The organism is Marinobacterium halophilum (assembly GCF_003014615.1).
GTDB lineage: Bacteria > Pseudomonadota > Gammaproteobacteria > Pseudomonadales > Balneatricaceae > Marinobacterium > Marinobacterium halophilum.
On the sequence record NZ_PYGI01000009.1, the window covers coordinates 37,705 to 52,521 of the forward strand.

Below are 14,817 nucleotides of genomic sequence, written 5' to 3' on the forward strand. Positions count from 1 at the left end.
CGGCGAGACCTTCACCGTAGCTTTGGAAGGCAACTACAGCGAAGCGGCGGCCTACGAGGCGATCGCGTACAACAACGACACCGTTGAAACCACCATCGTGGATGAAACGGACAACGACGATCCGCAAGATCCGCCGAGCTACGACGACAACGACGTTGCTTACACCTTCCAGCTGTTCGGTCTGGACGGAGAAGGCGGCTTGACGTCGGCCAACAGCATGTACGAAGACGTCGCGAATGGTCCGACCAGCGCCGGTTACGTTGTCCTGGCAGTTGATGCCGACGGTATCCCGCTGGCCGAAGCTGATCAGCCGAGTGGCAGCGTTACCGTCACCTTTACTAATGACGATGCCAGTGATGATGACTACAACACGAATGTGGTGAGCAGCACGGTGAACATTGGTGAAGTGTTCAACAGCAGCGCTGTTGATGATGCCGTTGCCGATAACGGCGAGACCTTCACCGTAGCTTTGGAAGGCAACTACAGCGAAGCGGCGGCCTACGAGGCGATCGCGTACAACAACGACACCGTTGAAACCACCATTGTGGATGAAACGGACAACGACGATCCGCAAGATCCGCCGAGCTACGACGACAACGACGTTGCCTACACCTTCCAGCTGTTCGGTCTGGACGGAGAAGGCGGCTTGACGTCGGCCAACAGCATGTACGAAGACGTCGCGAATGGTCCGACCAGCGCCGGTTACGTTGTCCTGGCAGTTGATGCCGACGGTATCCCGCTGGCCGAAGCTGATCAGCCGAGTGGCAGCGTTACCGTCACCTTTACTAATGACGATGCCAGTGATGATGACTACAACACGAATGTGGTGAGCAGCACGGTGAACATTGGTGAAGTGTTCAACAGCAGCGCTGTTGATGATGCCTCTGCCGATAACGGTGAGACCTTCACCGTATCGCTGGACAACGGCAGCTACAGCAACGCCACTCAGTACGAAGCGATCGAGTACAACGACGACACTGTTGAAACCACGATTATCGATAATGATTCGATTCCGACCATTGGCGATGGCTCAGTTGTAGTGTCCGAAGAAGGCCTCGATATCCCGGCTGAGGATAAAGTGGGCTTGGAAGATACTGACGCCGGAACGGGTTACACCGATCAGACAAACGATGCCAGTGACTCGGGCTCTCTCACAATTACTGGCAATGGCACAGCGGCGCTGACTGTTGCAATTGACTTGAGCAGCCTGCCAACAGGACTTGAGTCTGGTGGTGAGCCTATAAGCTGGGCGTACGAGCCGGGCAATGAAGCAGTCGCCTTTGGTTCTACTGCCGCCGGCACTGAAGTGATCCGAGTTGAACTGAATGGTGGTGAAGAAAGCATTAATGTTGCAGGTGATACTCCTCCAGGCAGCATCGGTTACACCGTTTCACTGAGTCAGCCAGTCGATCATGGTGTGAACAGCCTGGAAGACACCTTAAGCTTTGACTTTGATGTCTCGATTTCTGATGGCAGTAATACATCTGTAGATACGGGTACTGTTTCGGTCACTATCGAAGACGATATGCCAGCTGAAAACAATGATTCGAACACTCTTGAAGTTCAAATCAATGACGTAGAAGTTGGTGGTCTGCAGACGTCCTGGTCCAATCCACAAGGCGGAAATTCGGACGCTCAAGAAATTGAGAATGGTGCTCCGGGTCAGGATGATGTCATTAGTTGGGACCCCTCAAACTACACCTTCGATGACAATAATAGTCTGATCAATAACCAGAACGTTGAAGTGAATTCTACGTTCGAAATCGGTGAATTTACGCACAATAATTTCCCGACTGATACAGGTAATGCGATTGGCTCAGTAGATCTGAACTTGTCGTTTAACGTTGTGATTAACGGATATGTTGCAACGGTTAATCATATAATCAGTTTCGAGCATGATGAGACGTCTAATAGTGGTTCTGACCCTCGAGACATCGTTACCATTAGCAACGCAAGCACAATTGTACCGATCACTATCACCACCGCTGAAGGTGCTACCGAAACTTATAACTTCGAAATCATAGGCTTCGTCGATGGTAGCGGTAATGTGGTGGATACTGTCTACACCAACGAAAACGCTTCAAACAGCTTCCAATTGATGGGACAGCTTGTTTCTTCGGATGCTCCTGAAGTGAGAGGCCAGGTTGACTATGGCTTTGGCGCTGATGGCCCGGCGGATGAAGGTGCAGTCGAGTGGGATGACATTGACAACGGTGTGATTCAGGGTAATTACGGTGTACTGACCGTTGATGGCGAAGGTAACTACACCTACCAGCTGAATCAGGATGCCTATGACGCACTGAGTCCAGGTGATGATCCTGTTGAAAGCTTCACGTATACAGTGACTGATGCCGATGGTGATGGTGTTGAGTCCACCCTGGCTATCAATATCAATGCTGTTGGTGCGCCACAGGCACCTGATTTGCTGCCGGAAGGTGAAGACGAAACCGTGGGCCTGGAAGTCGGGGCAACCACGACCAATCTTTTGATTACTCTCGATGTCTCCGGTTCCATGGATTACTACGTATCGGGTGCAGACAAAACGCGTTTCGAAATCGCTAAAGAGTCGCTTATCTCTACCTTTGAGGCCTATCAGGCCATGGGTGAGACTGAAGTGAACCTGACGCTGTTCGCTTCCAGCGCAGTGAATGTTGGCTGGATGAGTGTGAGTGAAGCCATTGATTATGTTAATGGTCTGGAAGTGCACTGGAATGACAGTGGCTTCTATGATGGCGTGTACTCAGATGGCAGTCGCATCAATATCGGTAGCAGTACCGACTATCTGGATGCATTGAACGCAACCGAAACAGTGGATTTCACTGGCCACTCAGCGGATCAGACGATTGGATACTTCCTGTCTGATGGTGACCCGAACGACAACGCCAGTGCAGTCAACAGTGACAGTGATTCGGCAATCCAGGACTGGAGAGAGTTTATTGAAGGCAATGACTCTGGTCTGCAAGGCAATGTCGACAAGCTTTATGTGGTTGGCATTGGATCGAATGTATCTGAAGCCTATCTGGATATTGTTCAGGTACAGGAAGGCGAATCACCGATCATTGTTACCAATGAAACGCAGCTAGTTGATACCCTGACCAATACTGCTTCCGCCTCTGTAAGTGGCGATGTGTCCGATAACGTATCCGGCGGTGATGGTGCTATCAGTATCGACAGCATCACTCTCTATGGTACGACGTACACGGTTGATGGCAGTAACGGTACTTTTGAATTCCCAAGCGAAGGAATCGAGCTTGACGGTCAGGGAACCCTGATATTCGACTTCACTACCGGACAGTACAGCTATAGCGTACAACCGGGTGAGTTCTCGGAAGGGCTTACAGCCAAGCAGTTCTCAGTAACCGTGTCAGACGAAGATGGTGATCAAGCATCCTTCAATGTGAATATTGAAGTGACCGCTTTGGATACGACAGCATCTGAGCCGGTGCTTGATGGTGGCGTTGATCAAGGAACCCAAACCGGGTCTGAAGTTGAGACACAAGCCTTTATTGAAGCAGAGGATGTTTCGCTGTCACGGACCAATAGCACTCATACATACAATTTGGGTGGAACCGCGACTGGTTTTAGCTTAACTATTGGTAGCTATAAGGTACGTGGGTCCAATGACGATGATGGTTATATAAGTTTCCTGAAAGATGGAAATACCGTAGGCACAAACATTGATCTGGATAGTCTGGATGATGGTGTTCATACCTTCACGGGGCTAGCAGAGTTTGACACTGTTGTAGTTACTAGAACGGATGGCAATTTCAAAATTTCGGATTTCAGTGCAGAAGTGACGGTTGAAGTTAGTACCTACGAGTACGACCTCGATATGTCAGCGGCACTGACTGACCTGGATAACTCCGAAACTCTTAGCGACATTAGCGTAGACGGCTTGCCCACAGGCACTTCAATTACGGGCACAGGTGTAACCGCTAATAGTGATGGCACCTATACGGTGACGTTGAATGCCAGTGGCGAAGCTGAAAGTGATGTCAAACTGTTATCTAACCGTCAGCTGACAGATGCGGAGCTGGAAGGCATTACGATCTCCGTTACCTCAACTGAAAACAGTACTGGTCACCAGAACACGGTTACCGCAACCCTGGTCGACGGCATCGTTGCCGGTGTGGCTTACCTCACATCGTCAGGCCTCAATGGCATGACCGATGAAAACGGAAGCTTCGAATACCGTGAAGGCGATTCCGTGACCTTCCAGGTGGGTAATGTCGTGGTGGGTACCGCCTCCGCTGATGACCTCGCTAAAGGGCAGGTGTTCCTGCAGGATCTGGCCAATGTGGACCGCTCGGATTTGAACAACGAGTATGTCGAAAACATGGCCGTCTTCCTGCAGTCTCTGGATACAGATGGCAATGCGGCCAACGGTATCAGCATCAGTGCTGCGACCCATGCAGCGTTGGCGGATACCAGTCTGAATCTGAAAACTGCGACGGAAGCTGAGCTCAAGGCTCTGATCGAGCAGCTGGGTCAGTCGTATGTGTCTGAAGAAGAGGCCATGGCGCATGTTCGCGAGATGCTGGAGCAGTATGCCGGCATGACCGAGTTCGATGAGCATATGGATGACTCCATTCAGTCCGCAACGCTGGCCACTGAGCCTGTAACAGGTCTGACCTACCAGACCAGTTCAGGTATCAAAGGTGAGTTGGATACCGGCGCCTTTGAGTATGATGCCGGTGATGTGTTGTCGATCTTTGCCGGTGATGAGCGGGTAGCCCAGTTCGACTCTGCCTTGATCGGAAATGATGGTGTGATCACCTTCGAAGAAGCAGGCTTTAGTTTGACCTGGGATGAGCTGCAGGCACTTCTTTCTGACGATGAACTCTCTGAACCGGCAAGCGAAGAAGTAGAAGCGCCTGCAGATGAAGAGTCCGATAATGACGACGCCGAAGCCAGCCTGATTGATGACGGTGGTGATATCTTCGGTTTCGGTGCGACTGAAGAATCTGAATCGGGCGATAGGGGTGGTGAAGAGGAGGAGGACAGCATCTCTGCAGAGCCTGAATCAGAAGAACCAGAAGCAAATATCCCAGAGTCTGAGCAGCCAGAGGGTGAAATCCTGTATGCCGGAGATCTGCTCGAAGAGGAACAGGAAGGGGAAGGCCTTGGTGCCCTGTTGGGTGGCGATGAACCCACTGAAGACGGCAGTGAAAGTGATGGCGGCGTACAGCCACAAAGTCCGCCGCAGGAAAGTGCGGATGGCCTGGTCGACAATGCCGCTCTGATGGACAACCTGGTGGGTACACCAAATACTTCATCAGACTTCTAACACCGCCTTGGGTGTACGAGAGCCGGCCATAGTGCCGGCTCTTTTTTTAAAAGTAGTCCCGCCCAGTTGAACTGCATGGTTTTGCCTTGGCTGGGTTGCTTTCAGTTCATATTTAGCTGGGATCCCTCCACTTTGCTGGACTCCACAGCACCCAACCGTTATCCTTTTCGCGTCAAAAAGGGTAAGTAAATGGTGGGGGAACAGCATTGAGTACGCCGGACAATAATCAGCCAAATACCGGGCGTTCAGAGGTCCTGTCACTGGAACGACATCGATCTTTGCGCTTTCATAAAGCCAACAATTTTGCCTTTGCAGCGAGTTGGCTTTATGTCCCTGTGCATAATCAAGAAGCCAGCCGCCTGGCAGGCCAGTTTCCCATCCTGTTCTATCCTTTGCCAAATGGCGGGGCCATGCCCTGCATGTTGCTTAAATCAAAGGACAGATCTGCCTTCAGCACCCAGATGCATTGGCAGGGCGGAATACTGCCCGATGTGCTACGTTTGTATCCGTTCGGTTTCCATCGTGACCAGAAGCGCAGCAGTCTGGCAGTGTATCCGACCGCTCCCCACTTCAGAGGGAACGGTGAAAAAATCATTACCTCCAAAGGCAAGCCTACGCGTCGCTTGCAGGGCATTATCAAAGCGTTGGCACCGATACAGCAGGCGTTTGATCAGACTCAACCGATCATGCAGGAACTGTTAGCATTGAACGTACTGCAGCCGGTCACGTTCTCGCTGCTACGTGCCGATGGTACTCGCGCCCGCGTCAGCCTGCTGGCGTGTCCTGATACGGCCGTTATCAAACAGCAATCCCTGTCACCGGCATTGAGAACTTTGCTGTATGTTCATCAGCAATCGTGCCGCCGCCTGTTCAAACACGCGCACATGCCAACCGCTGCGGCCAACACGAAAGCCAATACCGGTACCGTTGCACCCGCCAATGTGCATGAGTTGGCTCGTACTGTTTGTGATCGCTTTAGTGTTAGCCTGGATGATCTGAAAAGTCGCAAGCGCAGTGATATCATCAAGCAAGCCCGTCATACACTGGCGGTCGAGGCGCGGGACAGCAGCCAGCTAACGGAACTGGCAGGTCTGCTCCAGCGTTCAGTTGATACGCTAAGAAAATGGATTTGACCAAGCTGGATAATCACCATGCAGCTGACCCGATTAACGACACAATTTGTCGAAAATGAAGACCGTTTCCTGATCAGCGCCGAGTCTGATGTTGGTGGTGTCAATCTGTGGCTGACTCAGCGGTTGTTGCGACGGCTGCTGCCACATCTGATTGAATGGGTAGGGCGCCATGAATCAGGCACTGCAGTCGAAGCGATGCCCGGCCCTGGGCAGCCTGCTCCTGACGCACCTCCCGCTGCAGTATCCTCCACACGGCAGGTCAATCGCCAACTGGTTGCACAGCATCGCCAACCGTTAGCAAGAGTGCCGGCCGATACGGCTACGTTGACGTGCCTGGTACATGCACTCCAGTTTCAGCCGCGTGACAAAGTGTTGCGTATCGTGTTTGCGTTACCGGACAATGAGGCGGTTCTACTGCTGCAAGAAGAGCACGCCCGTATCTGGTTGGGAGTGTTGTACAAACACTGGCAGCAGGCACAATGGCCGGATGTTTGGCCCGACTGGATGAAACAGGCGCAACGGATGCGTCTGGAATCCCCTGTATCTTTGATGCACTGAGAGTGCTATATCCATGACGGAAAAAGAACAGCGCCTCATCTTGGGCTATGTGCAGCAATGCCCATTGTTTCAGGAATTGAGCGAAGAACGTTTGCTCTGGATCGTGTCTCGGCTGCGTGTGCGGCAGGTTCAGCGAGAAGAAACCGTGCTGGGGATGGGCGATCCTTCCGATGCCATGGGGCTGCTATTGAAGGGCCAACTCAAGGCTGTAGCCTATTCGAGCAGTGGTAGAGAGATCGGTTTTTCGCTCATCAGAGCCACACAACACTTTGGTGAATTGTCCCTGATCGATGGGCAACCACGGTCTGCGGCCGTACTGGCTGTCGAAGCGTCACTGGTTGCCTTTCTGCCGCGCAAGCCCGCGCTGGAGTTGATGGTAAACGAACCCAGTGTCTCGGCAAGGATGATGGTTGGGCTTACCCAGCTGGTACGGCGCTGTAACCAGCAAATCATGTTGCTGGGATACCAGCAGGCACATAGCCGTGTATGTGCGCTGTTGTTACGTTCCAACTATGAAGAGACCCCTGAGGGTTTCAAAGTGCTCGACTTCCCATCCCAACGCGAAGTGGCCAGTTTGACCAACACCAGTCGGGAGACAGTCTCACGCGTGCTGAGCCAGCTTCATGAATCCGGCGTGATCAACAAAAAGGGACGTATCGTTTGGATCATGGACCTGCCCAAACTTGAAAAACGTGTACTGGAAGGCAGGGATTAGTTTCCCGCCCCGGTGCAAGACCTTCCCCTTTAATAGCCATTCCACTGCCTACGCACTGTACAATCTCGGGATTACGTCACATGCAGTCATCCAATATTGCCTATTTGCCACGCCTTGACCACCTGCGTGGAATGGCAGCATTGCTGGTTTTCGTCTATCACCTCTACCATCACTTCTACCACGGTTGGCAGCCCAATCCTGACGCCTGGTATCTGGGGCTCATGGTTGAGGGGCATACCGGCATTGGTTTGTTCTTTGTTCTGTCGGGTTTTATTTTCATGCTGATCAGGCTGCAGGCCGGAGAGATTCGCTATATGGACTTTATGCGCAATCGCTTCTTGCGCATCTTTCCATTATTCCTGTTTGTTTTTTTTGTCTCCATATCCATTGGCCGCAATGAATTTCGTGCAGCTGATATTCTCTACATTTTCTTTTCCAACCTGGGGACAGCGCCAACATCCGGCAGTTTTATAACCGGGGCGGCATGGACCATCTCGGTGGAATTCACCTTCTATGCGGTATTTCCATTCATTGCACTGGCGGCTGTGAACAAGGGTCTGTCATATTTACCCAGACTTATCCTGATTGTATTGCTGTTCAAGCTGGGGGCTTACTTCATTAGTGAAAACCCGAAGCACATGTATTATTCCACGCTGCTGGGACGTTTTGATCAATTCTTGATCGGCATGTTGGCCGCCATGGTTTATCAGCATTGTCAGAGCAAAGGCAGGCTGACCAGTGTGCTGTGGCCCTTGTTTGCCGCCTTGCTGATATGGGGAGGCGTTGGCCTGATGGCGGCCGAGTTCAGTTATCAAGCAAAACTGCAGCATGACGCCTGGTGGGTTATTTGGCCCAGTATAGAGGCCTTGCTATGGGCCTTTTTGGTGGTGACCTACCTGTGCAGTACGAAAGCGCTCCCTCGCTTATTGTCACGTTGTTTCGAGACCATGGGGCAGGTGAGCTACTCCTGGTACTTGATGCACGCATTGATATTATGGCTTTGGAGCGAACTGATCGGGCCGTTGCATGTAACCAGCAGCTTTTTACCCAACCTGCTGTTGAATCTGATTATTGTCGGCGGGTTGAGTCTGGCATTTGCAAAACTGTCATACCATACCCTTGAAGAGCCATTCCTGGCGTTGAGGAAACGCTACGTAAAATAAGCTGACAATGCTTCACGGAGCCATACCATCCAAGGACTGGATATATGAAAAATATCATCATCTGCTCGGACGGCACCTGGCAATCGCCGGAGTCGGACACCGGCACCCATGTGCTGCGTATTGCCAGAGGCATTGCGCCGCACGACAGCTCCGGCCATCAACAGGTTGTGTATTATGACTGGGGGCTCGGCTCAGATGGTAACACCATCGGAGCTGGCCTTACGGGGCAAGGTATCGACAAAAACATACTCGATTGCTACCGCTTTATCGTACACAACTATGACGACGGTGACCGGCTGTATCTGTTTGGTTTCAGCCGGGGCGCTTACACTGTACGTTCATTGGCTGGACTGATTCATAACAGCGGCATCCTCCGACGCGAGCAGGCGCAGCGTATTGGCGACGCCTACCGATTATATCGTCGGCGCAGCACGCGTTCAGCCCCTGCCCGCCAGCAGGCTGCCGCCTTTCGTCACCAGTACTGCGTGGCGGATATCAGCCGCATACACTTTGTTGGCGTGTTGGACACGGTCGGCTCACTAGGGATTCCAGCCCCGTTTCTCGGGACACTGGGCACAGACCACTACCTGTTTCACGACACCCAGCCCAGTGCCATTATCAACCATGCCCGCCATGCTGTATCCATTGATGAAAACCGTCAAGACTTCGAGCCCGCACTGTGGACAACCGCGCCAGGCATAGACCTGCAGCAGGTTTGGTTTGCGGGGGTTCACAGCGATATTGGCGGCAGCTACCCGGACCACTCTCTTGGTGATCATGCTGCCCAGTGGCTAACACGTGAGGCTGCCGCGTACGGGCTATTGCTGGCGCCTCACTTTACTGCACATCTGGCACCGAACCATGCCGGCCCTCAGCATAACGAATACAGAGGTTTTTACCGTGCCATGCGTCGCCGATGGGTGCGCGAGGTCGAACCGGTAGTGCATGCCAGCGTGAAGCAGCGCTGGGATGATCGCACAGCCGCTTATCGCAGCCCGGCACTTGAACGGATGTTGGATCAGCTGAACGGCGACTGGAGTCGAATACAGCTGGTTGAATAAACTAACAGGCCCATACAAAACAAGGATTGTTGCATGATCAAGATTAAACACCATGGTGCCACTGAAAGCGTCACCGGTTCTTGCCATGAGCTGCGGCTGGGACAGGCGGGCGTGCTGATTGACTGTGGTCTGCTGCAAGGCAGCGATGCCCATGGAGCCGAGGATGCGGGGCTGATTGACTTCCCTGTGGCGCATATTCGGGCACTGGTAGTGACCCACGTCCATATAGATCATGTCGGGCGCATCCCCTACCTGTTGGCTGCGGGTTTTGATGGCCCGATCATCTGCTCGGAGCCTTCGGCCTTGCTGCTGCCGGCTATGCTGGAAGATGCCTTGAAGATCGGCTTTACCCGCAACCGCCGTCTGATTGAGCAGGTACTGGAGCTGATACGCACCCGGCTGGTCCCTGTGCCCTACAATCAATGGTATCCGCTGGTGCTGGAGCAAACCGGATATGCACTGGATGTAAGGCTGCAGCGGGCAGGGCATATTTTGGGTTCGGCGTATGTGGAATGTCATGCCGTGACGCCAGCCGGCGACGAGCGGATTGTGTTCAGTGGTGATCTGGGTGCACCGGATGCGCCACTGTTGCCTGCGCCGGAGGCACCTGAACGGGCCGACCGGCTCATTCTGGAAAGCACCTATGGTGATCGCAACCATGAACATCGGGCGACACGGCGGCAACGGTTACAAGCGGTGCTGGAACATGCGTTACAGGATGGCGGTACGGTATTGATCCCGGCCTTCAGTATTGGCCGTACTCAGGACGTGCTTTACGAGTTGGAGGCGATTATTGCTGATGGCTGGCATGACCTTGAAGTGGTGGTGGACTCACCACTGGCAGCTAACTTTACCCAACTGTACCGCCAGTTAAAGCCGTTCTGGGATGCCGAAGCGCACGCACGGCTGGAGGCTGGTCGGCATCCGCTGGCGTTCGATCAGCTCACCGTGATCGACTCCCATACAGACCACCTGAAGGCCGTTGATTATCTGGCGCGCTCACAGCGGCCCTGTGTGGTGCTGGCGGGGTCCGGCATGTGTACCGGTGGCCGGGTGGTGAACTACCTAAAAGCCCTGCTGAAAGACGCCCGCAATGATGTGCTGTTTGTCGGCTATCAGGCGGCCGGCACACCGGGGCGCACCATCCTGGAGTATGGGCCACGCAATGGCTGGGTCGAACTGGATGGCGAGCGGTACTCGATTCAGGCGCAGGTGCATCAGATCGGCGGCTATTCGGCCCATGCCGGTCAGGATGACCTGATCGGATTCGTGCAGGCCATCCCCGTGCCGCCCGCGGAGGTGCGGCTGGTGCATGGCGAGCGCAGCGCCAAAGAGGCGCTGGCACAGCACCTGCGACAACGGGGCGTGCCACGCGTGCATATCCCCGACGTATCATGACAACCGATGTCACACCCTTGTGAATCAATAACAGGAGGCCAGGATGGCACAGGTAACGGCAACACACTGGGGGCTGAACTTCTGGGAAGGTCAGCTTGAAACGCTGCATGACGGGCTGGACCGGGTATACGATCAGTTCTGGGAAGCGGCCGATGATGTCATGTTTGGCACCGTGCGCGATGCCAGCAACACCGCGTTGAGCGTTGATGTCTGGGGAGGCGGAACCGCCAGCGTAAGCGGACGCAACTTCTACGCCAGCAACTATGGCGACATAGTGGTCAACCGAGTGGTCACGCAGGGTACGGGGCGCGAGTTCACGGCTGCGGGTGACCTGCGCATGGGCGGCGAGCTGGGGGTGTATGGCACGCTCAGTCAACTGGACTTTGGCTCCGTTGCTGGCACCATCAGTGCGCGCGGCATCATCAACTATGGCCGTGACGGCAGTATGCAGGCACTCAACCTGACGGAAACGCTGGGGCTGGCGACGGGTGATTCGCTGATAAGCCAGACCGACGGCAGTGGTGACTATGTACGTCATCAGGCGCAGGTAGACGGGCACCAGCTGACAATCGAAGGGCGCTGGGCGTACGACACCGTCGACAGCTGGTCAGAACTGCTCGGCGGTGAAGACGTCCTGCAGGGCAGCCAGGGCAATGATTACCTGCAGGGCTTTGCCGGCAACGACCGGCTGGAAGGCGGCGCGGGCACGGATACGGCGGTGTTTCAGGGCAACCGTGATGAATATCAGATCCAGGCGCAGGGAGAGGGCGCGTTTCTGGTGACGGACAATCAGACAGGTCGCGACGGTCAGGATACGCTGGTCAATATTCAACGCCTGGCCTTCGACGATGGCATGCTGGCCCGGGATAGCGGCAGTGATGGCGTGGCCGGGCAGGCCTACCGCCTGTATCAGGCCGCCTTCGACCGTACGCCGGATGAAGCAGGCCTTGGCTATTGGGTTCGGCAGATGGACCACGGCATGAATCTGCAGGAAGCCGCAGCCCGCTTCATCGACTCGATCGAATTCAAGGAGCTGTATGGCTTTGCGCCGAGCAACGACGACTTCTTGCACCGGCTCTACACTAATATTCTGGACCGCGAGCCGGATGCTTCCGGTTACGACTGGTGGTTGGAGCAGCTGAATACCAACCCCGAAAAAACCTGGGACCGGGTTTTGGCTGACTTCTCGGAGTCACCGGAAAATCTGGACAACATGCTGGAGATCACCGGCGGCATCATCAGTTTTGATCTGTTCTGAACAAGGAGTGATTTACCATGGCCTACAGTGGCGTAGTACGGATAGAAAGTGATGTGTATCGGGGCTCGGCGGTCCTGATTGATGACCGCTGGCTGTTGACGGCAGCGCATGTGGTGGAAGGCGTGGCTCCCTGGGAGTGGGACGTCATATTTGAACGGGGGATGTTTGATTCATCTCGTCAGGTGGCGCAGATTATCACCCATGAAGGCTATGACGCATCGAGTGGACGAGCGGATTTGGCACTGGTTAAGCTTAGCGGAAGCGCACCCAGCGACACTCGCGTATATTCATTATTCACCGACGAGGTGCGCCCCGGCACCATGGTCAGCCTGGAAGGCTATGGCGAGCGCAAGGCCTCGGACTCCTACGGTTTCTGGACCGGTGTGCCGTTGCTGCAGGTCAGCTACAACACGGTGGATGCAACGACCGCCGACCTGGGTATCTTTGCTGACACATCCGGGCTGGCGTTTGATTACGACACCGGAAGTCTCTACGGCGATACTCTGGGCCAGCAGTTTGGTCTGGACCACACCGGCCTGGGCAGGCGCGAAGGTTTCATCGGTGAAGGGGACAGCGGCGGCGGCCTGTTTGTCAGCGGCCAGCTCGCCGGTACTTTGACGCACATGGTGGAGTACAACGGTACGGTTGTAGATGGTGGCTATGGTGAAGTCGGTTTTGCCCAAAGTATTGCCTACTACCATGACTGGATTGCACGCCATGTCCCGAGCATAGACGCCTTATCCTGGCAGGGCGGCGGTGCCGGCCGGGACGAGGTGATTGATCTTGCCTTGCTGTACGAAGCAGGCCTGAACCGGCGGCCGGATGACGCCGGCTTGAACTACTGGGTTGATCGGCTGGAGGCGGGCACCTCGATGACCGCGATTGCTCAGGGTTTCCTGTATTCACCAGAGTTTGGTGGCTACCCTGAGCAGTATTCGGACTATATCACTCAACTGTATTTCAACGTACTGGACCGTGTGCCGGAGTCGTCCGGGCAGCGGTACTGGGAGACGCAAATGGCATTCGGCATGTCTGCAGCCGAAGTATTGCTGCGCTTTGCCGACTCGCCGGAGAACCAGCAGCAGGCCGAAAGCTGGCTGCCCCAGTTGCAGCAGGATAGTGTGGGAGACTGGTTTATCTGATTGCCAGGCATTGCCGGTCAATTGCGCCGGAAGATGGCGTGTGAGGTTGGGGTACGTAGGAGTATCAACCTCATCCGCCTTATCGAGTGACCCTATATACAGGGTACAAACGGCACGCCGCCGCAGCCAGTGAATAGCAGGGTTGCGGCGGTGATCAGTACATAACGCATCGCTATTGCCTTGGCTTAGAAATTGAACTTCAGGGTGTCGTCCTGTGCCCCGAACATTCCTTCCACATCGTCTTTTGACAATGGGGTTTGCGCCTGTTTGGCGCGTGCCTGCAGGTCATAGAGCTTGCTCAAGCCCTGTAGGCGGTGCTGTGACAGCAGTTGAGCATATGCCAGCGACAGCGCATTGGATTGGGCCAATGTCTGCAAGGCGTCACCGCTCAGACTGCGCAGGGCGGCTTCATCAATGCGGAACAGGCCCTTCACTTCGTGTGCGTTTTCTTCACCGGTATTCAACTTGATCGGCCAGGGGGTCATCAGTCCGTGTTCGGTCAGCGTATCCACCGCGTATTGAGTCTGTTTGCGGCTCTGTTCACACGTGTTCAGAAAACTCAGCACATTCTGCATGGATGGTGACAGGTTATCGTCAGCATCGAAGAACGGCACACCGTCTGCGGCGGGTTGATCACTCAACAGACCGCTATCCTGGTCGAAGCAGAGTACGCGCTGGCCAGATGACTGTTCAGGAATCAACCGGAACGGATAGCCCCTGAACTCAGCTGGAAGATAGCCGCCGAGCCAGCGGCCATCGGGTGCCACAAACAGATTGAGCTTGGGCGTTACCGACAGCAGGGCCATTAACTCGTAACGGCCGGCGCCATCATCGGTGGCATGGCGAATAAACGCCAGTGGCAGCGTTGGCAGCAGGTGGGGCAGCTCATCCAGCAGGACCGCAACAGCGGACTGTTCAGCCGCGAAGCTCAGTGACTCGGCTTTACGCCAGCCGTGGGTGGCGTGATCGGTTTTATTCAGAGGAACATAGTGGGTCATACATCACCTTGTGGGTGTTGGATGTGATTCAGCGTGTCATTTTACGACAGGTAGATAACGAAAACCCCCGGTCCGAAGACCGAGGGTTCTCAGTTCAACCCTTA

10 protein-coding genes are annotated in these 14,817 nt (G+C 54.4%); 9 read left to right on the plus strand and 1 reads right to left on the minus strand.

Annotation, left to right across the window (positions count from 1 at the left end; translation table 11 throughout):
• The 9 genes from CLV44_RS07695 to CLV44_RS07735 form a co-directional block, all read left to right on the plus strand.
• The coding region (locus tag CLV44_RS07695) for a choice-of-anchor K domain-containing protein (protein ID WP_170069292.1) at nucleotides 1-5,287 on the plus strand (5,287 nt) is incomplete at its 5' end.
• 206 nt (nucleotides 5,288-5,493) lie between these two features.
• Nucleotides 5,494-6,420, plus strand: a complete 927-nt coding sequence (locus tag CLV44_RS07700) for a SapC family protein (RefSeq protein WP_106591534.1) — start codon at nucleotides 5,494-5,496, stop codon at nucleotides 6,418-6,420.
• Nucleotides 6,421-6,438: 18 nt separating this feature from the next.
• The gene (locus CLV44_RS07705) at nucleotides 6,439-6,978 is read left to right on the plus strand and encodes a hypothetical protein (RefSeq protein ID WP_106591535.1); all 540 of its coding nucleotides are present in this window, start codon (nucleotides 6,439-6,441) and stop codon (nucleotides 6,976-6,978) included.
• 13 nt (nucleotides 6,979-6,991) lie between these two features.
• On the plus strand, nucleotides 6,992-7,693 hold the full coding sequence (locus tag CLV44_RS07710; protein WP_106591536.1) for a Crp/Fnr family transcriptional regulator: 702 nt from the start codon (nucleotides 6,992-6,994) through the stop codon (nucleotides 7,691-7,693).
• A gap of 80 nt (nucleotides 7,694-7,773) precedes the next feature.
• The gene (locus CLV44_RS07715) at nucleotides 7,774-8,856 is read left to right on the plus strand and encodes an acyltransferase family protein (RefSeq protein WP_106591537.1); all 1,083 of its coding nucleotides are present in this window, start codon (nucleotides 7,774-7,776) and stop codon (nucleotides 8,854-8,856) included.
• Nucleotides 8,857-8,900: 44 nt separating this feature from the next.
• A complete protein-coding gene (locus tag CLV44_RS07720) occupies nucleotides 8,901-9,917 on the plus strand; it encodes a DUF2235 domain-containing protein (RefSeq protein WP_106591538.1) in 1,017 nt (338 codons plus the stop codon).
• A 33-nt stretch (nucleotides 9,918-9,950) separates the two neighbouring features.
• On the plus strand, nucleotides 9,951-11,315 hold the full coding sequence (locus CLV44_RS07725; RefSeq protein ID WP_106591539.1) for an MBL fold metallo-hydrolase RNA specificity domain-containing protein: 1,365 nt from the start codon (nucleotides 9,951-9,953) through the stop codon (nucleotides 11,313-11,315).
• A gap of 43 nt (nucleotides 11,316-11,358) precedes the next feature.
• Nucleotides 11,359-12,573 carry a DUF4214 domain-containing protein gene (locus CLV44_RS07730; protein ID WP_106591540.1) on the plus strand — a complete coding sequence of 405 codons (1,215 nt, stop codon included), beginning with the start codon at nucleotides 11,359-11,361 and terminating at the stop codon, nucleotides 12,571-12,573.
• A gap of 17 nt (nucleotides 12,574-12,590) precedes the next feature.
• Nucleotides 12,591-13,715, plus strand: coding sequence for a DUF4214 domain-containing protein (locus CLV44_RS07735; RefSeq protein ID WP_106591541.1), 1,125 nt, complete (start codon nucleotides 12,591-12,593; stop codon nucleotides 13,713-13,715).
• Between the two features lie 185 nt (nucleotides 13,716-13,900).
• Here CLV44_RS07735 and CLV44_RS07740 read toward each other — a convergent pair whose 3' ends face one another.
• Nucleotides 13,901-14,713 carry a SapC family protein gene (locus tag CLV44_RS07740; protein WP_106591542.1) on the minus strand — a complete coding sequence of 271 codons (813 nt, stop codon included), beginning with the start codon at nucleotides 14,711-14,713 and terminating at the stop codon, nucleotides 13,901-13,903.
• Nucleotides 14,714-14,817: the final 104 nt, after the last annotated feature.

Bases quoted from the DNA above. Each gene is read 5' to 3' on its own strand.
- CLV44_RS07705 (WP_106591535.1), top strand. From the start codon at position 6,439: ATGCAGCTGACCCGATTAACGACACAATTTGTCGAAAATGAAGACCGT.
- CLV44_RS07710 (WP_106591536.1), top strand. From the start codon at position 6,992: ATGACGGAAAAAGAACAGCGCCTCATCTTGGGCTATGTGCAGCAATGC.
- CLV44_RS07715 (WP_106591537.1), top strand. From the start codon at position 7,774: ATGCAGTCATCCAATATTGCCTATTTGCCACGCCTTGACCACCTGCGT.
- CLV44_RS07720 (WP_106591538.1), top strand. From the start codon at position 8,901: ATGAAAAATATCATCATCTGCTCGGACGGCACCTGGCAATCGCCGGAG.
- CLV44_RS07725 (WP_106591539.1), top strand. From the start codon at position 9,951: ATGATCAAGATTAAACACCATGGTGCCACTGAAAGCGTCACCGGTTCT.
- CLV44_RS07730 (WP_106591540.1), top strand. From the start codon at position 11,359: ATGGCACAGGTAACGGCAACACACTGGGGGCTGAACTTCTGGGAAGGT.
- CLV44_RS07735 (WP_106591541.1), top strand. From the start codon at position 12,591: ATGGCCTACAGTGGCGTAGTACGGATAGAAAGTGATGTGTATCGGGGC.
- CLV44_RS07740 (WP_106591542.1), bottom strand. From the start codon at position 14,713: ATGACCCACTATGTTCCTCTGAATAAAACCGATCACGCCACCCACGGC.